Genomic DNA, 22,080 nt, shown 5'->3' on the forward strand with positions numbered 1-22,080 from the left:
AGCCCCCTGCCTCTTCCGGCTAAACTGAACCAGCCTGACCGTAGTACCAATCGTCGTCCCAGGAGGCGGCGGTGGACAGCAGCTCGTCGCGAGAGGCCCCCAGGGAGTCCCGCCTGATGCAGAAATCCGGCTTCTGGTACGCACGCGTGAGTTTTTCAAGCAAAGCCGGGCGTTGTGCGTCGCAGCGCTTGCGGGCCAATTCCAGCGCATTGATAAAATATCCGACCTGGGATCCTGTCAATCCGCTCAAGAGCCCGGGCTGCGTTGCATTTTGTTTGAGAATTTCCAACAATTGCTTGAGGCGCGTGTTTTCAGCCAGTATCTGGCCACCTGAACTTACCTGGGCGAAACCGATTACCGCCAGCTCTGCGACGGAATCCATCGCTGTGATAAGACGAAGTGCAGCCTCCCCCAGGTTGGCGGGCGACTTCGGCTGAGAACCTTTGTCATCGGCGCCAAAGTGTCCTCGACCGCCTGGTAACAGGAACGGCGCTATGCCGTCGTAAGCTTCTTCCAACTCGGCCCGGCACTCGGTGAACATTTTCTGGCTCAGGATCATCAGACCCAATTCGTCCTGCGGCTTTCCATTTTCGAGGAGAGTTGCTTTATCGCCGTCGCTTAACCTGCCAACCAGCGTTATTTGATCCGCGTGGAGATTCTTCACCGTCTCCGTCAGCCGATTCAAGTCCTCGGGGCTTAACCGCGTAGCAACGGAACCTGGGCGCTGCGCCAGCAGATTGTTGACGAACAGGTAAAGATCCGCCTCTGCCGCGGCATTGTTTTTGCCGGAAGGCAGCGCATCCACTATCTTGAGAAGGTCGCTGTAGCCCTTGCGCCAGCGGCAGGCGTCGCCGGAATTGCCCCACTCACGAGAAAGAATCGAACCGACGATCATCTGCGGATCGACGTTCTTCAGCGCCTCGCGCGCTGCTGTTTTGCTGATCAGGTTGCCTTTGGTTTGCCGCGCTGAAGGATCATGCGTCCGGCGCTCGTTGGCCTGGAACATCAGGGCAGCCATACTGCAGCCCCGCAACTGGTTCATATCCGTCTGGGCCCGGCAATCTGCGGTTATAGGCGGTTGATCCTCCGAGCCGCTCAGCAACGAATCGAAAGCTTCTTTGGAGAGACTCCACTCGAGAGTGCCAGACCTCGAAAGAAGCCTTTGTGCGAGCGGCTCCGTCATCGTTGCCCGGATATAAAACGGACGTATGGCTTGCGCGCTGTGCACAATGCCGGCGCCGCTATGCTCGACGGTCGGACCGAGGATTCCAAGATCTTCCGCAATCTTAAGGCTCGGGAAGTCGTGCAGCCGGACCACCAGCGTCTCTTCGATCTCGCCGATATCGAATACTTCCTTGAGCACGCGAGGCACGATCAGAAGTTCCTGATAACAGGCCTTGTCCGGATCGCAGACATCGCGGAACTGCTTCAGCGTGTATAAGGAGAACGGTGTTTGATTTCCCAGAAGTTCAAGCGCGAGCGCTCTCGCAATCGAACATTCGTCCGGGTTTGCTGCCTGGGTTCGGTTCATTTCGCCGAGTTCCAGGCGCAGAGTTTCGGCCCACGAGCGGGCCGTATCATGGGAGTCGGCGTTCCCGAGTCCGAACGTCGGGTCGTGGTTGTCGATCTCGATGATTGTCTCGATCCTTGCCTTCTGCCCCGCTCCAAGGGCCGGCCAGACCTCTGCGTCCACTCGGAGAAAGGTTTGTTTGGAATCGATATCAGACTCGCCTTCCTTCAGCCACACGTTTTCCGGCCGCACAAAATTGGCAGTGAAGGCATTGATGCCTTGAATCTCGGAACGGGAAATCGCGGCAATGCAATCGTCCACGAAGGTGCCGGCGGGCAAAAGTCCAACCGCGATAACATCCCAGTCCTCGTTTTCGTCTTTGTTGCCTCCGGGTTTTAAGCGTTCCCACTTCACGGGAATCAAAAAAGACAATTCATATTTGGCCCAGTCACCGACGTTGTTTGTCTTTGAAAGGACATTCGCGAAACTCGTGGCGGTCAAGTAGACATAAGCAAACTCGCCGCCTATAGGGGCGGGTGGACGCGCCCACACGGACAGGCGTAACTGTTCTTTCTCACCCGTGTGCTCCCGCACGATGGGCGCCTGCAGCGGCTCGTTGACCAATTTGTCGACAAACGACTGGACCTTGTCCAGGTTCGCCAGCAGTGGAAGCACCCGGATCGTAGTTCCGGAATATTCGAACGGGCCCGTGATGGCATCCAGCGCCGTCGGCACCGTACTGTTGAAGAGCGGTGGCTCCAATTTCGAGGCCGGAATGCAGGGATTGAGCGGCGCGCCGGCGCCATCCCGCCAGATGCCGTCGTGTTTACGCCAGGCGAGGTTGATGCCCTGCTCATAAATCAGGTTCATGCTCATCCAGAAGGGCAGCACGGGCTTCAACTCCGAAACGTCCGCGTCTTTGGCTCGCCATTGCCGGGAAACTTCCAGGCCCAGTACGCGCTCGATCGGCAGCGACGACTGTTGATACAAGTTGATCGTGTGACCACCGCTCAGATCGCCAAAGAAGGTCCGTTCCTCTCCAAGGAGACCGCCGCCGAGAAAACCCGTCATTCGCATCGGCCCGTTCGTCAGCGCCTGATAACAGACTCCGGACACATCATCGGCACGGCGAAACTGCTTGAGGTTGAGAGAGTTTTGAATGAATCCTGATCCGGACGGCGCGAAGCCGGGCGCGAGGCGGGCCAGCATCTCCGGGATGGCCGACGGATCCGTCCCCGGATTCAGGGGGTGGATTCTCATGGCTTGCGCCAGCCATATTGCGTCGCGGGCAAAGCCATTCATGGCCTCGGCGATATTGGATGCCATCTTCCAAGGCATGATCGGACTGCCCGGGTCGGTCGGCACACGGAAGTTCGACATCGGTGCATCGCGCTGGACTTCCAGGAAGACGCGTTTTTCCAGGCCCTTGTCGGCATACGCCTCCGGAAACACCTGCGTTTCGATGCGCGCGAGCGTGACGGATGAAAGCGCATTATGGGTCCAGGAACTCGGCGTAGCCGTGACCTTCGAGAGGATCTTGGTAAAACCGAAGACGGTACGGCCCATCGGCACCGAAAAATTGTCGTCCACAAAGATGTACGGCGTAATGACAGCCCAGTCGTGAAACACCCATTTGCCGTGGACGAGCTTGTACCACTCGACCGGCACAAGAAACAGAACTTCGACCTGCGCAAACCATCCGGTTTGAGTTACCGGATCGGACAGCTGACCGTAATCGAGCACCATCAGATAAACATAAGGAACAAACGCGCGGAAGTTTCCCACTTCCAGCGGTACGAGGTTTAAATAGCCATTGCACAACTCCTGCAGAGCGTCGAGATCGGCTCGCAAAGGGAAGACGCGTACCGACACTCCGTTGAATGCGAACGGAGGCTTCATCCGTAAGCGATTACTTGTGAACGGCGGCAGGTGCTTGCTGAACTCGCCAGGAGTCATTCGGGCCTCGTCAATTTCGCTCGATTACCCACGCGGGGAGCGCCTGCAGAAAGCGCTTGTCCCGTGAATCGGGCAGGTTTCCATACACCTCGTTAAACTCGTATTGAGCCGCTCCCGCGAGACCATGCGCCAACTGTCTGGCATAGTGCAGAGAACCATATGCTTTCATGCGTTCAAGCACCCACAAGACGTCTTCGTGGGTTCGGAGATCGCGCGGTTGTGCAAGGATCACATGCAGGCGATCGCGTTCAGGATCCGTGACTCTCGACAAAAGATGAATCAACATGAGCGTGCGCTTGCCTTCTCGAATGTCGCCGCCGAGTTCCTTGCCGTAGGCGGCCGGGTCGCCCTCGAGATTGAGCAGATCGTCCTGGATCTGAAACGCGGCGCCAAGAAAAAAGCCGAACCGGATACATCTGTCGGGGTCGATCCATCCCTTTCCTCCGATGAGAGTACCCATCCGGCTGGGGTGAATCGTGGTGAGCCAGCAGGTCTTCTTCAGGACCATCAGGAGGTAATCCTGTTCAGCCACGTCGATAATGTTGTCACGTCTCCAGCCGAGTTCGAAAGCCTGACCTTCGGCAGACTCGCGCGCCATGCGCTCGGTGTCCTCCAGGATGCGGAGCGACAGCTCGGGTCCCAGCAGATGGCGGTTGTCGAGCAGGGGCCGCATTGCGAGCAGCGAAAGAGTGTCTCCCACGTTTATCGCAATGGGAACGCCGGCGGATTGGTGCATCGCGGGCTTGCCGCGGCGCTGTTCGCTTTCATCTTCGATGTCGTCATGGATCAACATGGCATTGTGAATCAACTCGATCGAGGCAGCCGTGCACAGCGCCAGCTCCGTCGGCGTACCAAAAGCTCGAGCCGTCGCTATGCAGAGACTCGGACGGAATGCACGGCCGCCGCGACGGGGGTAATCTGCGACCAGATCATAGAGATAACGGCGCGGCTCAACGGCCGGAAGATACTTGAAAAGAATTGTTCGTGTGGCGTCACCGTATTCCTTCAGGATCGATGACACCAAGCCGCCGCCAGGAGCAGATGCAGTCATCAGAAGCCCGCTCAGTCTCCGCGCGATTCGTGGATGACGACCGTCAGGTCCCCGACGGTACGGCGGTCCCCGATACTTCGAATGGACCCGTAGTAGCAGCCCGCAGGCTGGCCACTATCGATCTTCACAGTGACAACAACGCGGCCTGGCGTCCGGCTGATCGAAACAGCGTCTCCGGAAAGCGGCTCCGGGGCGCCTTGACGAAAAAGCGGATCGACCATAATTTCAGAATGATCCGCTCCCGGCCCCAGGTTCGCGATAACCTCGGCAGGCCGCGTCGATAACAATTGGATGGCGACCGCCGGTGTTGTCTGTGCCTGCGCGGAAGCCGCTCCAGCCGGATTCCAGGCTTGCTGCGGCCAGCCCCCTGGAACGAAAGAAGACCACGCGTCCATCCACGTGCGCATCGCCATCAGCCATTGCTCGGTGAAAGGCGGCATGGCGCCCCAGGGGTTTTGCCAGCCGTAATTGTTCGCTCGTTTGTCGTTCATCGGACCTCGCCTGTCTTGGTAACTATTATTGTTGTTTGCCGCCTGGTACCCACGGCGCAAATACTCCTCGATGACCTCGTATGCGGTTCGGACACCGTTTTCCAGCGCGCCATCGGCCGGCGTCCCGGATTTCGGCTGCTCGCGCGATTCTTCCGGCGCAGACGGCCTCAAAAACGCCGAGAGCGGATTGCGAATGGGACCGCTCCGCACAGGAGGCACGCGTCTCTGCCTTGAATGCGGCTTACTCATCCATCCTGCCTGTTGACGGGACAACCCAGCGTGTCATGTGTGGAGGGGCATAATACCACCGCCGGGTCATTCACACACCACTCTTCAGCGCTTCGAGCATGATTTTTGCTTCACGGAGATCGGGAGTGTCGAAGCCTTCCTGAAACGCATCGTAGGCCTTTGCCAATTTGTCACACTCCTCAGACGATGAGCCCACCTCCCGCCGGAGCCGGCACAGACTCACAAGCGAACGTAACTCCAGCATTCGGGCCTCCTGGCTGCCGGCGCGGTCGATGGCCTGGCGGATTGAGGCCTCCGCTGCGGCCAGCAGGGCACCCTTTTCAGGAACAGCCGCACTCGCTTGTGCAAAAAGAAATTCACCTTTCAGGCGGTAGAGCTCCGGCTCGAACAGTCCCTCACCATTCCCGGCAGCAAACTTCATGGCCGTGTCGAGTGTATTGAACGCATCATTCCACTGCCCCGCCTTCCACTCCGCACCGGCGAGGACGCAATAGAGCCAGTTCAATTGGATGCCGTTTCCGGCCGCACGATAACGGCGGATCGCGTCGCGTATCTGCACCATACCCTGAGCAGGTTCTCCCAACTCGGACAATGCCCAACCGCGGTATATCGTGATCATCGGCTCATAAAACCCAAGACGCTCCTCATGCACGACTCGGAGCGCCTCTTCAGCGCACGCGAACGTACGGTTCACATCGCCTTGCAGATAGTAGATCGCGGTTCTGTCCGTCAAAGAAAAGCCAATGGAAGGCGGATGGCCGATTTCGCGCGCGAGTGCCACGCCACGTTCTCCGGCAGCTTTCGACCGTTCAGGAAAACCAAGCATCCAGAGCGCAGTTTTCTGATAGGACAGCAATCCGACACCCGAAGACAGGCCCATCATCCGCACGATGATTTGCTCGCGCTCCATATCGAGCATCGCCAGCCCCTCGTTCGCATACTTGTCGGCAAGCCGGAAATCGCCGTGGTAACAGTAGACGGCCGAATAATCCTGCAAAGCCATCGTCAGCAGGAGAGGGTTGCCGCTGGCTTGCGCCATCTCGAAAACCTGCGAGGCGAGCTCAATCGAGGAAGTGACGCGTCCGGCGACAAAGTGATAACCAAAGGTGCCGGTCGCGACCGTGAACCGGTGTGGCGTATCGCCAACGATATCCACCAGCTTTGCGGCTCGCCGGTACACCAGATCGAGATTGACGGATGCCCAGCTCTCAGCAGCGATCAATGCAGGAATCAAAAGGACCAGGAACTCCAGCTCCTGACGAGGGCGTTCGGCTTCAGGTAACTGGCCCACCAGCTCAAGCCCGCGCTTCAGATGCGTGATGGCTTCGTGGTTCGCCGCACGGCTCACAGAGAGTTGGCCGGCCTGCAACCAGAATTTCACGGCATCCTGCGTTTGTCCTGCCGCGGTGAAATGTTCCGCTACGAGTTCAGGGTGCTGTTCGGCGGTTTCAGAGAAGCTGCTCAGCAGCGCTTTGGCAATGCGCTCATGCAGAGCGCGGCGAGACTTTCTCAGCAACGACTGGTACGCGGCATCGCGGACGAGAGCGTGCTTGAATAAATAGATCTCTTCGAGGGCGTTACTGTCGCGATAAATCAGTTCCGCCCGGGCCAGCCGGTCGAGGCCACTCCTTAACTCAAGCTCATCGGTCTCGGCAACGCGGCTCAGCAATGCAAAGCTGAATTCCCGGCCGATGGTTGCCGCAAGTTGAGCAAGGCCTTTCGCCGGACCCAGCCGGTCCAGGCGGGCGCTGAGCGAAGCCTGCACGGTCGATGGAATCAAGCCCGGAGGCAGCGGCCCCGACAGCTCGAAGCGGTCGGCCCGCTCGACCAGCACGCCCAATTCGAGCACCGCCTTCGTGACTTCCTCCACAAACAGCGGGACGCCTTCGGTGCGCGCAACGATCTGACTCAACACTTCCTGGGGTATCGATTTGCCGTGCGCTACCCGTACCGCCATCGAAGTTGTATCTGCAGGAGCGAGGCGGCTGAGCGCCAGCGATGAAACCCGGCCGTTCACCGGCCATGGTGCTGCGAAATCGGGCCGGAACGTGAGGACGACCAGCAGCGGCGACGCCGCAAACTCTCCGATCACGGACGTCAGCCACTCCAGGGTTGTCGGGTCCACCCAGTGCAGATCTTCGATAATCCAAACGGCCGCCCCTTGCCGGGTCACGGCAAACAACCACGCCGACAGTGTTTGCAGGGTCCGTTCGCGTTTCTTCTGCGGCGAATAGTTGAGCAGCAGGTCTGCTTCGCTGCCCGGGATCCTCAGCAGTTCCGCCATCAGCGCAAACGCCTCGGCTGAGAGGATGCCGCGTTGCCCAAGGTAGGCCTCCAACGTCGCGCGTTTGCCGGCGTAGGTTGTCTCGCGGGTAAACCCGAGAGCCCGCTCGATCGAACCGATGATGGGAAACAAAGGAGTATTTTGTGCGTATGGAGTGCAGAAGCATTCCAGAACGGTTGCGGACTGGCGCTGGACCTCCTCGCGAAGCGAATCGACAATTCTGGACTTGCCGATACCGGCTTCACCCTGCACAAGTACGGCATGCCCACCCGAAGTCGAAACGGTGTTCCAGCGGCTTTTGATTGTAGTGAATTCTTCGTCACGCCCCGTAAGCGGGGTCAAGCCGCTGCGCCGTTCGACGTCGAGACGGCTTGCGGCGCCGGTCTCTCTCAGGACCCGGTGCAACGTGACCGTTTCGGAGAGTCCCCTGATGTCATGTGCACCGCGGTGGATAAAATCAAAATATCCCCGGACGATACGATATGTATCGTCGCTGACCAGCACCGTGCCCGGCTCTGCGATGTTCTGAATTCGCGCTGCCAGATTCGGCGTTTTGCCGACCGCAAGCTGCTCGCGCCGGTCGGCGCCTCCAACTTCACCGACCACGACGGGGCCGGTATGGATTCCCTGGCGGATATTGAGTGAGATGCCGCGCTCGCTACGCAGCCGGCCGGCAACCGGCACCAGATCCTGGATGATCTCCAATGCAGCTCGAACAGCGCGGCGGGCATCGTCTTCGTGCGCGGCGGGATAGCCGAAATAGGCAAGCACTCCATCACCCAGGTACTGAGCGATGTATCCATCGTGCCTCCGGATCGCAACCTCGCAGATCGATTGGTACATACTCGTCACTTCGCGCAGATCTTCCGGTTCGAGAGACTCTGCAAGGGAGGTCGATCCGACGAGGTCGCAAAAGAGAACGGTCAACTGTCGAAGTTCGGCTTCGGTCTCTGCAGAAGCCGGACGCAACGGTGTCCCGCAATGCCCGCAGAACTTTGTCCCACCGGGATTTTCTCCGCCGCAATTTCCACAGCGCATACCGACTCTCCGTCTGCCCAAAGCGGACACACGACGTTATTCGGCCAAGGCACGGGGATAACTAAGTGTTACGGGCAGTCCCGTGATAATGAACGCACCCCAGGGTTCGGTATCTCCTATTGGGCTGATATCCGAAACTGCACCGCTCAATCCCGGGATGAACGCATCACCTGATTCCAGCCGTACCGATGCCGGCGTCAATCGCATCGTCTGCTCCTCAAACGCGCGATCGAGGAACGATACCACGAGTCGATCTGCATACCGCAGGCCAAGCAAAGGATGAGACTGAGCAGTTATGACATGCGTTGCGGCGGAATACACGGCGGAGGCCGGCATTGGCGGAGCTGCGCGGCTGATGATCCGGAGCGGCGGGCCCGTCGAGCCCGTCATCACTTCAAGCGCGCCGTCTTCCGTCCAGGTACCGGAAGCGCGCGATTTCCTGTATCCCCACCCGACAAGCCATTCGCCGAGCAGTGATGCCGCACTATCGGTGTATGCGGCGAGGACCAGGGTAAAATCGCGGGCTCGCCCAGCTTGCTCATAACAGCAAGGAACCGTCACGATGATCTCATTGTAGGTCCCGACCATGCGCGAATTATTCTCGCTGGTCTTGCGGCCCATCGCAGCCGCCCAATGTGCGCCGCGAACAGCGCCCTCGGCCGCCATCAGGCCTGCTCCGGCAACGGACCCGGCCACTGCGCCAGCTGCGGCGCCCCACCACCAGCCTAACGGGCCAAGACCGATTCCCAGGGTCCCGCCGGCGGCCGCTCCCGCGGCGCCGCCAAGTCCTGCTCCCAACACCGCACCTGCGCTGCCGCCGACTCCGAGTCCGGCGGAACTGCCTGCGATCTCCCATAAGTCATGTGCGTCGAGTCCGCCCACCTGAATCAAACCGTTTTGAACGCGCCAGATTTCCAGAATGATGGGATGGCGGCCTTGCGGGACCTGCGGAAGGCGGGGCAACGAGAGCGGAGGGCTCTGTGGCAGGCACTGCTGAAGCTGATGAGAATCGACCAGCAGAGGACAGACCAGCGAATCCAGCCGGGCAGTACTGTAAGTCGGAGGCCGCGGAAGCGCTGTCACAGGTCTTCGCGCATCGCGCCGTCGAATGACAGTGCGAAATCCGGTCCGTAGATCCTGGAGGGCGTGTGAAAACCCGGTTTCAATTCACCAGCCAAGCATCTTTCGGCAATCGCGACTGCGCTCAGCGCGGTAAACCAATACACGTCACCGGTCTGCAACCGCGATCTCGCCGATCCTCCGCAGCCGTCGAACGCTTCGACGACCAGCGCGCCCCAGCCCTGATTTCTCTCAGGAGGCGAAGGATCAGGGGCAAGCCAATCCAATTGCGCCTTAATCAGACCTTGGATTGCCGGCGTGGAAATCAGCCAACCCCAATACTGATTGGCCGTGATCGCAGACCATATCGGGAGGGTTGCGCACAGGTAAGTCTCGACGTCCGGAATGCCTGTACTGAAGTAAGCCGAGGAGACGTCGGCGAGACTTACCGCGAGACTCATCTGGGGGCCCTGACCATAATCGAACTGGTGTACGAGAGAACCCGCAGCGACGCGCGCCAGAATGCCCCGGCGTCGAACGAGTACTCCCTGGCCATTCATCCCGATGCAGGTTTTCAACGAACCGCGCGAGGATGGCTGAGATTTATGGAATCCCAGCTTCAACGCAGTCGCGCCGGGCAGGCGGCGCGCCACGTGCGCCGCCAGGCAATCGGACGCAACGACTTCAAAGCCGACCGCCGGCATCAACATCACGCCGCGGCGCGCGGCTGTATCGTCGTGTGCCGCCGCCTGTTCGATGACTTCAGGTTCTCCTGTAATGTCGAGATAGTGCGTCCCTGTGGAAAGACAAGCATCTATCAGAGCCGATGCCGTGGTCGAAAAAGGACCTGCAGCGTTGAGCAGGACAGGAGCGGAGGCGGTCATCGCACGAAGACTAGCCGGCTCGTCCACCCGTGCGATCTTCCATTCGAGATCGTTCGACGACGCCATGAATTCCACAGCCTGCCGATCCCGGCCGGCGATCAAGGGCCTCAATCCCCGGGCGAGCGCCCTTCGCACGATCAATTGACCGGAATACCCGGTGGCGCCGTAAATCGCAAGAGTGGACATCTTCTGCCCGGCTCAGAATCCCAACCGCAAAGCGAAGCTGATGTACCGCGCAGGATAAGCGGACGCAAACGCAAGCGGTTGGCTGAGCTGTGAGATGGAAGTTGGAGCAAAGCCTGTGGCAGTGTATGGACCGTTCAGCAGATTTCCACCATTCGGAAGAGTGAAATTGGGATCAGCCGGAACGATGTTGTTGACCGCAGCAAAGTTCGTCCGGTTGAGCAGATTCTGAAATTGCGCGATGAGTTCCAACTTCCGTCCCCTTTCTCCATTGAAGTACAGGGATTTCGCAACTCTCAAGTCAACAGTCTTGTAGGAATCGCCTCGCCCCTCATTCCGGGGTTCATTCCATGGCCGCGCTTCGCTGGTATGTCCGATCGTCCCGTTGCCCGACAAGCCTCCCAGACCGGGTGCCAGAAGAGTGAATGGAACTCCGGACCTCAGGACAACGATCGGCGAAATAGAAATGCCGGCCAGAACCTTGGATTGAGAGGGAGTCATGTAGACCGCGTTTGCGACGAAATTGTGCGTCACGTTAAAATCCGAAACAGACCAGTCTCTCCTCAACTGGTCGGGACGAAACGGGACGCTCAGATTACTGAAATCGCTTGTATTGTCTTCTGCGCGGCTGAGCGTGTAATTGGCGTTGAACTGCAAACCATGGCTGAAGCGTTTGCTCAATGAAGACGTGAGTCCGTGGTACACGCCGCTGCCGACAGGCGACCAGACGTCGTTGACGAAAACCAGCGAATTCGGCACACCGGCTGTTGTTCCAGGCTGGGGACCATAGCATGGCCCAACGAACGGATCGATCACCGCCGTGAATTGCGCAGGGTTCACGAAGTTACACGGAGCTTCCTGGTAATTGCCGGCGGTTACCTGCTGGATGTGAACGCTTCGATAGTAGCTGTATCCGAGCTCGATCGACAGGTTCGGAGCGATTTCGCGCGCGATGCTTGTGCTCGCCTGGACGGTGTATTGCGGTTTGAAACCCGGATCCAATGTTGAAAACACGCTTCCAAATGCCGTCGGACCCGGAGGGTTTATCGCCCAGCCTATGGACGCGAGGTCGGCGGGACTGAGTGCGGGATTCGGATCAGGCCCTGTCGCTTTTGACCTGGCGACCGCCCAGGCAGCGAAGATGGAAGGAAACGGCGGCGACGGGAGGCTGGCCGATAATGCGCCCTGGTTGATATATTTCCCGCTGGTGCCAAGGGTATTCACGTAGAAGGGCACCATGAAGAGAACCGGAGCAACGAACAGCCCCCCACCCGCGCGGACGACGGTTTTTCCTGTGCCCGCCGGATCCCATGCAAGGCCTGCACGCGGCGAAACATAGACGCTGTGCGGCACCGGCGCAGGCGCGGCGTCGTAGTCCAGCCGCGCTCCGTAGTTAAATGTCAGCTTTGGAGAAATTTTCCACGTGTCCTGCGCGTAAACGCCGAGATGGTGGTCCCAGCCTTTCCATTGAGTATTCGAAGAGGGACTGGCCTGAATCAAAGAGAGCGGTGTGCCGGCAAGGAAGGACTGCACCGCCGTCAAATTCGTCGATGATGGCCCGCCCGCTGGATAACCCTGGCTCAGGTTGAAAGCGGCGAGATTTGCCTGCACCGCCTGAGGCAAAAGCGCAATCAGGGGGATAGCACCATCCGCGAAACTCCACTGGCCGCCAAACCAGACGTTTTCGGAAACGTTGTAATGGTCGGGCTGATATGAGCCGCCAAATTTAAAGCTGTGGGCCTTGCGCAGCAAAACAGCATTGTCGTCGAATTGAAACCGCTTCACGTTCGCACCGTACGGCAATGAAAACGGATTCCCCAGAACAATCGAATTCGCGGTCAGAAGGTCGATTTCCGCCCGCTCCGGATAGGGAGTGCCGGCTGTGGCAAGATCTTGCGGCACGGCTTGCACGCGAAGAACGTTGACGAACTTCGGACTGAAAGAGTGGGTCCAGGCGGACGTCACCGTATAGTCCGTTCGCAGATCGAACGTGGAGGTCGGCGGCTGCGGAACCACGCTATCCGTCTCGTGCATCAATGAAAAACGCGCCATGATGCTGTCACGGACAGACGGCTGATAATCGACCCGGGAAACCCAATTGTTGTAGCGGCCTCGCGGCGTGTTGAATCCGGGCGTACCGCGAACCGCAGCAAGTGTCGAGATAATTCCGTCAAATGTCCCCTGGTTTGGAAGAACAAGAGCGCTCAGGATCGGGTCTGCGAGCGGCGCCCCTAACACGGGTGAGGCGAGAAGAGTAGCGCCCAAGGGCGCTGCCGCGGTGCCGGAATTCGCCAACTGGGTCAAATAACAAAGCTGGCTGACCTGTGCGGGCTGCCCGGGACACTTGCCGCCACTGTAACCATTGGTTTGAGCGCTTACAGACTGAAACTCCGCTGTGCCTGAGTAATTCTGCGAAGTCGCCGAATCGAGCTTCTGATTTTCGTAGGCGGTGAAAAAGAACAGCTTGTCGTGCCTGATGGGTCCGCCAAGCGTGAAGCCGGAAATAGCGCTTTGTTCGAAAAGGTTCGAACCGGGATTGATCAGCCGGTTGAAATAGTTAACGGAATCGGTATTTCTGTTGTGGAAGTAGGAGTAAACGCTGCCGTGCAGTGTGTTTGTCCCGCTCCGCGTCACGACATTGATGGCCGTGCCCACCGTATTTCCGAATTCCGCCGCGAAAGAACTTCGGTTTACCTGAAACTCCTGCACTGAATCCAAGGGCACGTTGCGCACTCGCGGCGCACCCGAGCCGTAATCGTTCTCGCCGCCATCAATCGTAATCAGGTTGTTACGACCGTTGCTGCCGCCTATGGAGAATCCGGAAGCGAGATATCCGGTACCGACGCTGGGATCCTGTATTGAAGGCGTATTCGAACTTGCCACGCCCGGAACGGTATAAATAAGGTCCGTGAAGCGGCGGTCGATATTTGGAAGATTCTCGACTTGAAGCTGGTTGACGGTGTTTGCCTGCTGTGTTTGCTCAACTTCGATCAGAGGCGCCTGATCCCTAACCTCGACCTCCTGATCGAGCACGCCAAGGACAAGATGGACGTTATATGAAACAGGTTCGCCCACCGTGAGCACAACGTTATCCGCAACCGCTCTGCTGAAACCCGCGGCTTGTACGGTGACGCGATAGGTGCCCGGAGCGAGCGCCGGCACCTGATAATAGCCGGCCTCTTCCGACAGCGCGGTCCTGACCAGACCCGTAGACGTATTGGTCACGGTAACGGCCGCGCCCGGAACCACTGCGCCATTCGGATCGAGGATGCTTCCTTTCAGTACGGCGCTGTCATAACTCACCTGGGCATAGCTCAGGACCGAAACAAACAGGACGATGCCGGAAAGCATCGCGGCCCTATGGATGGTCATAACCGATGATCTCCTTGAGCAATGGCTTTTGAGAAATCGCGTGTGCTGCCAGAAGACCGGAAATGACGGCGGATTCGATACAGCCGGAGTCGAGTCCCGTCGCCGTCCAATCACCGGCTATCGTCAGATTGTCAAAGGCCATATCCAGGGGAGACACGCGGTAAACAATGCTGCCGGGCAGCGATTGTACATAACGATCCGTCGGATTGACGTTCGCTTTCCAGAATTGCGAATCGAAGCGGCATTGGGATGCTTCTGCGCTCGATTGATCTTCGCCTGCCAGTAAATCCCAGCGAAACGCTCCATCTCCGCCGGCTGCCCGGGGCCACAGCGCACGGACATCGTTGTTCAGGAAACGAATGGCATTGTTGCGGACGGTTTCGTCTTGCTGCAGGCAAAAGTCCTGGGTGACGCTGGAGGAATCCGGAGCCAGGTCGGGCAGCACGCTGCAGAAGTATGCAATGGACTTGACCGCGATGCGCCAGCTTTCCTCCGGGATGAGATGGCTCATGTCCGCCCAGGTATCGAATGGATGGACAAAGCCCGACACATTCGTTTCGCTGCCTTTCCACCCAAGCTCGCTCGAATCCTTCTGCATCCAGAGCTGAAACGCCTGCGTCGGCACGGTCTTGACTTCGCGAACCATATCGCGCCAGCGTGGCTCGCGCTCGATGAGTTCAGCAGCCACGCCGGGCAGAGCCCCAATACCCAAGCCGAGGATAACGAAATCGAAATCGCGTGCAACCGACAACCTCTTGTTGCCCGCACGGCCCTTTTCCCAGATCGCCTCAAAGGAGCGGCCGTCGCGGGCAAGCGAACGGCCGCCGACCAGTTGAGCGTAATCGGGTTGAATGGGCCAGCTTGGGAGGTTGTGAATATCCACCAGGGGTTGATATTCACCGCCGCCCTTGATACGGGCCTGCACATCAAAATCGAGTGTCTTCACGAAAGGAGTCTCGCCGGGTTCGCTGGGACCAAGTCCTATATGCGTCAGCCGATGGAAGAACTCAAAGCGCACACCTCTTTGCTTCAGCACCTGGTAGAGCGGCGCGAAAACGACATCGCCCATACCCGCACTCATGCGCCAGAAGAGCGAACCGCGGTATGTGAAGAACATCCGCATTGCTCCGCGCAAGGCTACGCCCGCCGCCAGGCGCGGACGATGGACATCGCCGTCTTCGTATGCGAAAACCAGGTCGTAAATCCCCCGCATGAATCCCGAATCAAGTGACGGCTCGGACGCGCCGTTCATCCGGAGCCACTCTCGCCAGTCGTAATCGTTGATCGCGTCGAAACCGCGCGGATCGACAGCCAGTCCACAACGGATCGAACCGCGAACGATAGCGAGAATGAGATCGATGACTTCCCAGACCCGGCGCAGTTCGGGACTCGCCTCGACCATGGAAGCAAGCTGGCGCCGGGCCGCGACCGCCAACTGTTCGATGATCTGCATCGGCGCGGAGACGGCATCTCCAAAGAAGCGCGGGAAAAGAGTATCGATCGCTTCGCGCAGGAAATCGCTTGCCTCAATGAGAGCGGCGGCCGTCGCGAGCTGGGAATACCGCAGCATTGTCGCAACGCCAGGTGTGGTTCCGCCGCCGCTGTTGGGGCGTGGTCCGGAGCCGGTATCTTCCGTTCCCTGTTCGGAAGATTCCATCGCGGCTGCCGACCGCAGCAACTCACCGATCAGCATCACGGATTGGCGCAGGTAAGCAGCGACAGTAAACGGGTCACCCGTCGCCGGGTCACCAGGCTCACCCTGACCCGGTGGAAAATGCGCCAGCCAGAACGCCCATCCATCCCCCGTCCGGTTTGCAACGCCAACGTTGGGGGCCGGCTTGAAGGCATCCCGCCAATCCGCAAAACGGCAATTCGGAAACGCCTGCCGCCGCTCGGCGTAGCATTCGCGCATCAACCGGAAGGCATTCTCGTAGAAGCCCATCCACAAATGAAGACCGTGTTCCTCCACGCGATCCGCGACGCCGCGCCCGGAAGCGCCTTTTCCGCCAAGACGCCATCCCATTTGATAAACCGTGACCTCATATTGACCGTCATGTTCGGGACGTGTGAGTTCGAAGGCCGCCGTCAGAGCGGCACAACCGCCGCCAATCACGGCTACACGAATGGGTGTTTTCATCGGCGGGCCATTGTACTGAAGCAAGCCTTTATAAGTCTACCGATTGAAAAGGTATTGAAAGCGAGGTAGGGCTAGGAGAGCATACGACGTGCACGTCGGACAGGTCGTTTCCCATTACCGCGTTTTGCAGAAAGTCGGCGAGGGCGGCCTCGGAGAAGTCTTCCTCGCCCAGGACCTGATCCTCAATCGCCGGGTGGCGCTCAAAGTGCTCGCCACCAAGCAACCCGACGCGCGAAAACAGATACTCGAAGAGGCGCGGTCCGCCGCGTCCATCGATCATCCCCACGCCTGCAAAATCTATGAAACCGGTGACTGCGAGGGCGCGCCTTTCATCGTGATGGAGTTTCTCGAGGGTGAAACTCTTTCACAACGCCTGGAATCCGGTCCCCTACCGCTGAAGGAAGCCGTGACGATAGCAATCGAGATTACCGAGGCGCTTGCGGAAGCTCACGAAAAGCAGATCATTCACTGCGATCTAAAACCCACCAACATCATGATCACACTCAGCGGCCACGCGAAGCTGATGGACTTCGGTCTGGCCAGAATGCTTAAACAGAGCCCCCCGTCTGGTGACGATTCGACACATCAGGATGAGGTGTCGAAACCCGGCATCGCCGGAACTCCGGCATATATGGCACCAGAACAGATTCGCGGTGAAAAACTCGATGCCCGCTCCGACATATTTTCGCTTGGAATCGTTTTATATGAGATGCTCGCCGGCGTACATCCCTTTCGGCGAACTACACACGCGGCAACAATGGCAGCAATTCTTCATGAAGATGCGGTTCCTCTGAACCAGGCTGCTCCTGCAATTCCCGAATCCCTTTCACGGGTTATCGAGCGAAGTCTTGTCAAATCTCCTGCCGGAAGGTACGCGTCGGCACGTGATTTATGGGCGGCATTGACCGGGCTGCGCAGCGACGATGCCGCACGGCTACAGGCTGCTTCACCGTCGGCCGCAATCGCCATTCTGCCCTTCTCGGACCTGAGTCCAGCGCACGACCAGGAATATTTCTGCGACGGGCTGGCCGAAGAACTGATCTCGGCGATCGGTCAGTCGAGCCCAATCCGCGTTGCCTCACGGACGGCATCGTTTCGATACAAGGGAGCCACTCTCGATCTGCGGGAGATCGGACGTACCCTGAATGTGACGTCTATCCTGGAAGGAAGCGTTCGAAAGGCGGGAGACCGGCTGCGCATCGTCGTCAAGCTGGTCGACATTGAAACCGGTTATCCGATATGGTCCGAACGCTACGATCGGTTACTGAACGACATTTTCGAAATCCAGGATGAAATCGCCCGCTCGATTGCCGGGAAGCTGCAAGGAACATTCGCTGCGTCGATGACTGCGCCGGCCGCTCCGACTCCGCCTCGCAACGTCCGGGCCTACGAGTCCTATCTGAAAGGCCGGTACTTCTGGAATAAGCGCACAGAGGATGACCTGCGCCGGAGCGCGGAGTATTTCGAGAGCGCGATCGCCGAGGATGCCAATGAAGCCGTTGCGCATGCCGGGCTGGCTGATGTTTACGTGACGCTCAGTCTGTACGGCGCCGTACGGCCTCTCGACTTTTTGCCGCTTGCGAGAAACTCCGCAGACCGCGCACTTGAACTGAAACCCGATCTGCCCGAAGCATTGACCTCACGAGCCTGCCTGAGAGCCGTCTTCGACTGGGATTGGAATTCCGCCGCCAGAGAGTTCGAAACTGCGATTCGCTTAAACCCGAATTACGCCCAGGCCCGTCAATGGTACGCGATGAATTGTCTGTCTCCCCTGGGCGCATTTACGCGAGCCAGAGAGGAGCTGAAGATAGCGTCCGAGACCGATCCCGTATCTCTGGCGATCGCATCTTCCGTTGGCGTACTGGCTTTTTTTGAGCGTGACTACGAACGGGCGATCGCGGACTTTCGCGCGGTACTGCAGATGGATGAAGCATTCTACCTGGCACATTACTTTCTCGGCCAGATCTATGCGGCACAAGGTCTATATCCCGACGCACTCGGCGAACTGGAACGCGCGGTCGCAATCAGCCGGGGATCGTCGGAAAGTATCTCTGCGCTCGGATACGCTCAAGCCAGAGCTGGACAGACGGACAATGCCCGCCGTCAGCTTCAAGAACTGTCACAGCGAAAAACCGGGAGATACGTTTCGCCGGTATTGGTGGCTCAGGTCAATACCGGCCTGAAAGAATATGACGACGCCATGACGAACATCGAAGAAGCGTTCCAGGCGCGGTCCACCGATCTCGTCTGGTTGAAATTGCGGCCGGCCTTCGATGCTGTCCGCTCGAACGATCGCGTGACTCGCCTTCTCACAAGCCTTGGGTTAGGGAGTTCTCTGTCCAGCCGTCTTGTCTGAACGCATCAATTGCTGCAGCTCAGCCGGTGTCTTGATGGACGGTGTCGGGCCCGGCTCACAGGTTTGCCAATGCCCGGGGCCGTATATTCCGCAGGGCGGCAAAATGACACATTGATGCTTTCCGTCGACGCAGCCGCAGTAGATGACGTGGTCCGGTTTCTGAGCATCCCGGGCAAGTACATTCAATAGAGCTTCGCGCTGCATGATGTAGCGTTCGCGGACCAGATTGACACCGTCTGCGACAAGGTTTGGGCTCATCGCGACAGGTTGTATTGCCGAAATCGGGCGGCCGAACAGCTCCTTGAACGAGCCAAAAAATGCGCGATCATCCAGTTCCTCGTTCTGAAGAATCATGATTGCCTTAGAAAGATTTTCCGCGACTTTTTTCAGCAGGCTATGGTTGACATGCGGCGAATGAGGCAGACAACCGTCCAGCGGTGTCGGATCTCCTTCAATTTTCATGATACTGATAGACGCAAAGTCAGCTGGTAGAGCTTTCAGGCTTTTGGTGATGTCTTCAAAATTGTCAGGTTGGAATTGCGGACTTCGTAACGCCAACCAGTCTGTTTCAACCTTCTGCCGGTCAACTCCCAGTGGCAGAAGCTTCTCCATAAGGGACGGCAGTCGAGACAGGGGCGAACATTCAAGCACAGCGGTCGTTTCGAGATCGTGAACAAGTGTGTCGATCAATGCCCTCAGGATGTCAGGAGTCATATTCCCCGACTCCAGCTGCGAGGTTGCGGCGAGAGCCGGGTCCCATTTCAACAGTTGACCGGCGATATATTGCAATTCGTTGACAACATACTGATCCGGGGGGATGTCGGCCGTAGCTCTGCGTATCCCGCGATCGAGTTCTGCACGGCGGGTTAACCAGCGATTCACGAGTTCGGGCTCCTCCATTCCCGGGACAACAATGTCTCAATAATGAGCTCAGGTCCGAACAGGTTCAGCACGTTTTGTACGTCAGCGCCGACCAGCGGTGTCTTGGCTGTTGTCATCTGCCAGCGGTTAACGGCTGCGTCGAGCTTTCGAGGATCCCCGGCATCGACCATCTTTGCCGCCTCCGCACCGATTTGCAGTGGTGCCGCGCTGAACTCTGCAGGAGTGGGTATGGTTGTGAGCGGAATCCATTGGCTCGGTGCACGGTAGACCAGCGGCTGCCCCAGTTTCTCATCGACATTCGCGGCGAACCAGAATGGGCGGACAGGACGTATCTCATATAAGATTCCGGAACCGTCGCCTTCCAAGCGCCGATGTTCGAGCCCGAGCAGGCTGACGATCGGCAGCGTCGGGAATTCATAGATCAGCAGGCGCAAAGGATCTTCAATCTCCTGCACGGTAGGTGTGACGGGAAAACTACGATCCGTTTGAACAATGGATTGATAACAGGCGAGGTCTGGGTCGGCAACGTCGCGGAACTGCTTCAACGTGAAAAGCGAAATGGGGGCTTGCTGGCACATGATATCCAGCGCAAGTGCCAGCCCGTCATTCAGCTCGTCGACTTTGCACTTGGCAAGTTTGCATTTTCGCTCCAGTTCCTTTTTAAAGGTCTCACACCAGAAATAATCGTTGGATGCGTTCGAATCCGACCACGGAGCCTTGCCGCTATGGATTTCGAGGATGGTCTCTGAAGCGGATTTCTGGCCTTCGTCGACGGCGGGAAGCACTTCTGTCTCCATGCGAAGTAACAGCCGATCGGCATCGGGATACACGCCTGTCGATGTCATCCAGGTGTTGCGCTGCGCGTAAGGCAGTTCGAATTGCGCGAGAGTCGTTGGAATCCCGGAAACCTCGGAACGTGATACCGCTGCGGTGCTACTGTCCATAAAGGTAAAAACCGGTAGCAGTCCCGCGCAATATGTGTACCAACTTCCATTGTCGTGGTATTGCAGCCGCACGGGAACAAAGATCGCCACTTCGAATTTGGTCCAATCGCCGATGTCATTAGTCTCGGACTGAACAGCGCCAACGCTGATTGCTGCCAGATAAACGTAGGCATATGGATTTTCAGGATTTTCTGGCTGTTCTGTCTCTTTGCATGGCCCCGGCCCCACGTCCGGCTTGGAATCGGCGTCGGCCCACAAGGCGAAGCGCATTTTGGAACCGAACATCGGCGTGTTCAGATATTCGCAAATGAAACTGTTGAGACGGCTTCGATGCGCCAGAAGCGGCAGGGCACGCACGACGACATCGGAAAAATGAAACGGACCGACGAGCGTCTCGTTGCCTCCGGCCAGCGTTGTGTTGAATGGAGGGGCCTCGTCCCTCGGCGATTCTCCGGGGAACTGGTTCCCTTGATCGTCATTCCAGGTATAACTTCGCGCCCTCCACGCCAGGTTCGTCCCGGGTTTGTATTGCATGTCGCCCTGATACCAGAACGGCAGTACCGGTTTCAGCACGAACAGATCCGCCTCTCCCTTCACTCGGGCGGGAATCCGCTCGTCCACCTGGAGTCCAAGCGTCTCGACGATCGGCAGCATGGGCCAGTCGTACAGTTTGACCGAATAACCGCCGCTCAAATCGCCAAACATCATTAACTCCTCGCCCAATCGGCCTCCGGCCGTGATGGACGTGATCTCGATCGGCGCATTGGTGACGGCTTGAAAGGCGCAACAATCCGGGCTTTCCGACAGCCGGAATTGTTTCAGATTAAGCGTATTCAGCGTGAAGTTTGGACGCAGCGGAAATAACGAACCTGCCATGGCGCCAAACATCGAAAGATAATTGTCGCCGCTGGTTGCCTGATGCATCGGGACCACGCCAAATCCGCGGAGCAGTTGAACGATATCCATGCTCATTCCGGCCATCCCGTTGGCGAGGTTTGCCGCTATCGTCCAGGGATTCAAAGGATTTTGCACGTTGAACGGAAAGCGCAGATTCGCGGCGGGACGTTCGTGTTCGACCGAAAGGAAGACTTCAGTTTGTGGAGATTGTCCGGTAAAGAACTGGGGAAAGAGCGACGCAGTCATTGTGAGTTCACAGATCGGACCCTGCGGATTTCCGACCCATGTGCTGGCTGTGGGCGTCGACTTCGCCGGAGATTTTGGCCAGCCGTACACCAGACGTCCCAGGCCAAGCGCGAAGTCATCATCGACGTAAATAAAAGGAGTGATCGAGGCATAATCGTAAAAGACCAACCGCCCGTTGATCCGCCGATACCACTGCAGTGGGACGAAAAACGCAACCTCGCGTTCCGCTATCCAGCCGACGTTGGCGACATCCACGGACATCGAGCCATAGTCATTTATGAGCAGGAGCACATAGGGGAAAGGCGCCCGAAAATATCCGACTTCCGGCGGCAAAATGTTCAAGTAGAGGTCGCAAAAATGCTGTAGCGCATTGAGACTCGCCCGGAGAGGAAATACAAGCGAGGTTACGCCGCCGAAGTAAAACGGCGGCTTAAGTGTTGTCGACACCGTTTTCCAGGGCGGCCACTTGGCCTCGCTGAACGGGGGTAGCGCCCCGTCATTATCAAATGTCATGATATCGCTTCGAATTCAGGAAGGCAGG

11 protein-coding genes are annotated in these 22,080 nt (G+C 58.1%); 1 reads left to right on the top strand and 10 read right to left on the bottom strand.

Annotated features, from left to right (window positions below; translation table 11 throughout):
• Positions 1-19 precede the first annotated feature (19 nt).
• The 8 genes from VGK48_07140 to VGK48_07175 form a co-directional block, all read right to left on the bottom strand.
• Complete coding sequence (locus tag VGK48_07140; GenBank protein ID HEY2380944.1) at positions 20-3,466, bottom strand: hypothetical protein; 3,447 nt, start codon at positions 3,464-3,466, stop codon at positions 20-22.
• Between the two features lie 10 nt (positions 3,467-3,476).
• The gene (locus VGK48_07145) at positions 3,477-4,517 is read right to left on the bottom strand and encodes a polyprenyl synthetase family protein (GenBank protein HEY2380945.1); all 1,041 of its coding nucleotides are present in this window, start codon (positions 4,515-4,517) and stop codon (positions 3,477-3,479) included.
• 11 nt (positions 4,518-4,528) lie between these two features.
• A complete protein-coding gene (locus tag VGK48_07150) occupies positions 4,529-5,227 on the bottom strand; it encodes a hypothetical protein (GenBank protein HEY2380946.1) in 699 nt (232 codons plus the stop codon).
• A gap of 100 nt (positions 5,228-5,327) precedes the next feature.
• On the bottom strand, positions 5,328-8,468 hold the full coding sequence (locus VGK48_07155; GenBank protein ID HEY2380947.1) for an adenylate/guanylate cyclase domain-containing protein: 3,141 nt from the start codon (positions 8,466-8,468) through the stop codon (positions 5,328-5,330).
• Between the two features lie 147 nt (positions 8,469-8,615).
• Entirely contained in the window at positions 8,616-9,662 is a 1,047-nt protein-coding gene (locus tag VGK48_07160; protein ID HEY2380948.1) for a hypothetical protein, read from the bottom strand.
• On the bottom strand, positions 9,659-10,708 hold the full coding sequence (locus tag VGK48_07165; GenBank protein ID HEY2380949.1) for a saccharopine dehydrogenase NADP-binding domain-containing protein: 1,050 nt from the start codon (positions 10,706-10,708) through the stop codon (positions 9,659-9,661). Before VGK48_07165 ends, VGK48_07160 begins: the two co-directional genes overlap by 4 nt.
• A gap of 12 nt (positions 10,709-10,720) precedes the next feature.
• Positions 10,721-14,077: a TonB-dependent receptor gene (locus VGK48_07170; GenBank protein ID HEY2380950.1), complete on the bottom strand. Its 3,357-nt coding sequence runs from the start codon at positions 14,075-14,077 to the stop codon at positions 10,721-10,723.
• Positions 14,064-16,214 carry an NAD(P)-binding protein gene (locus VGK48_07175; GenBank protein HEY2380951.1) on the bottom strand — a complete coding sequence of 717 codons (2,151 nt, stop codon included), beginning with the start codon at positions 16,212-16,214 and terminating at the stop codon, positions 14,064-14,066. The genes VGK48_07170 and VGK48_07175 overlap by 14 nt, the downstream gene beginning before the upstream one ends.
• An 88-nt stretch (positions 16,215-16,302) precedes the next feature.
• Between VGK48_07175 and VGK48_07180 the strand changes: the two genes are divergently transcribed.
• On the top strand, positions 16,303-18,570 hold the full coding sequence (locus VGK48_07180; protein ID HEY2380952.1) for a protein kinase: 2,268 nt from the start codon (positions 16,303-16,305) through the stop codon (positions 18,568-18,570).
• Here the strand turns inward: VGK48_07180 and VGK48_07185 are convergent.
• Together VGK48_07185 and VGK48_07190 are read right to left on the bottom strand one after the other, a co-directional pair.
• The gene (locus VGK48_07185) at positions 18,538-19,470 is read right to left on the bottom strand and encodes a hypothetical protein (GenBank protein HEY2380953.1); all 933 of its coding nucleotides are present in this window, start codon (positions 19,468-19,470) and stop codon (positions 18,538-18,540) included. The genes VGK48_07180 and VGK48_07185 overlap by 33 nt on opposite strands.
• Positions 19,449-22,052 carry a hypothetical protein gene (locus tag VGK48_07190; GenBank protein HEY2380954.1) on the bottom strand — a complete coding sequence of 868 codons (2,604 nt, stop codon included), beginning with the start codon at positions 22,050-22,052 and terminating at the stop codon, positions 19,449-19,451. The genes VGK48_07185 and VGK48_07190 overlap by 22 nt, the downstream gene beginning before the upstream one ends.
• Between the last annotated feature and the right edge of the window lie 28 nt (positions 22,053-22,080).

This window comes from Terriglobia bacterium, from assembly GCA_036496425.1.
Taxonomy (GTDB): domain Bacteria; phylum Acidobacteriota; class Terriglobia; order 20CM-2-55-15; family 20CM-2-55-15; genus 20CM-2-55-15.

What these genes read in the sequence shown, in the direction of transcription:
- VGK48_07140 (HEY2380944.1), bottom strand. Translation starts at nt 3,466, where the DNA reads ATGACTCCTGGCGAGTTCAGCAAGCACCTGCCGCCGTTCACAAGTAAT.
- VGK48_07145 (HEY2380945.1), bottom strand. Translation starts at nt 4,517, where the DNA reads ATGACTGCATCTGCTCCTGGCGGCGGCTTGGTGTCATCGATCCTGAAG.
- VGK48_07165 (HEY2380949.1), bottom strand. Translation starts at nt 10,708, where the DNA reads ATGTCCACTCTTGCGATTTACGGCGCCACCGGGTATTCCGGTCAATTG.
- VGK48_07170 (HEY2380950.1), bottom strand. Translation starts at nt 14,077, where the DNA reads ATGACCATCCATAGGGCCGCGATGCTTTCCGGCATCGTCCTGTTTGTT.
- VGK48_07175 (HEY2380951.1), bottom strand. Translation starts at nt 16,214, where the DNA reads ATGAAAACACCCATTCGTGTAGCCGTGATTGGCGGCGGTTGTGCCGCT.
- VGK48_07185 (HEY2380953.1), bottom strand. Translation starts at nt 19,470, where the DNA reads ATGGAGGAGCCCGAACTCGTGAATCGCTGGTTAACCCGCCGTGCAGAA.
- VGK48_07190 (HEY2380954.1), bottom strand. Translation starts at nt 22,052, where the DNA reads ATGACATTTGATAATGACGGGGCGCTACCCCCGTTCAGCGAGGCCAAG.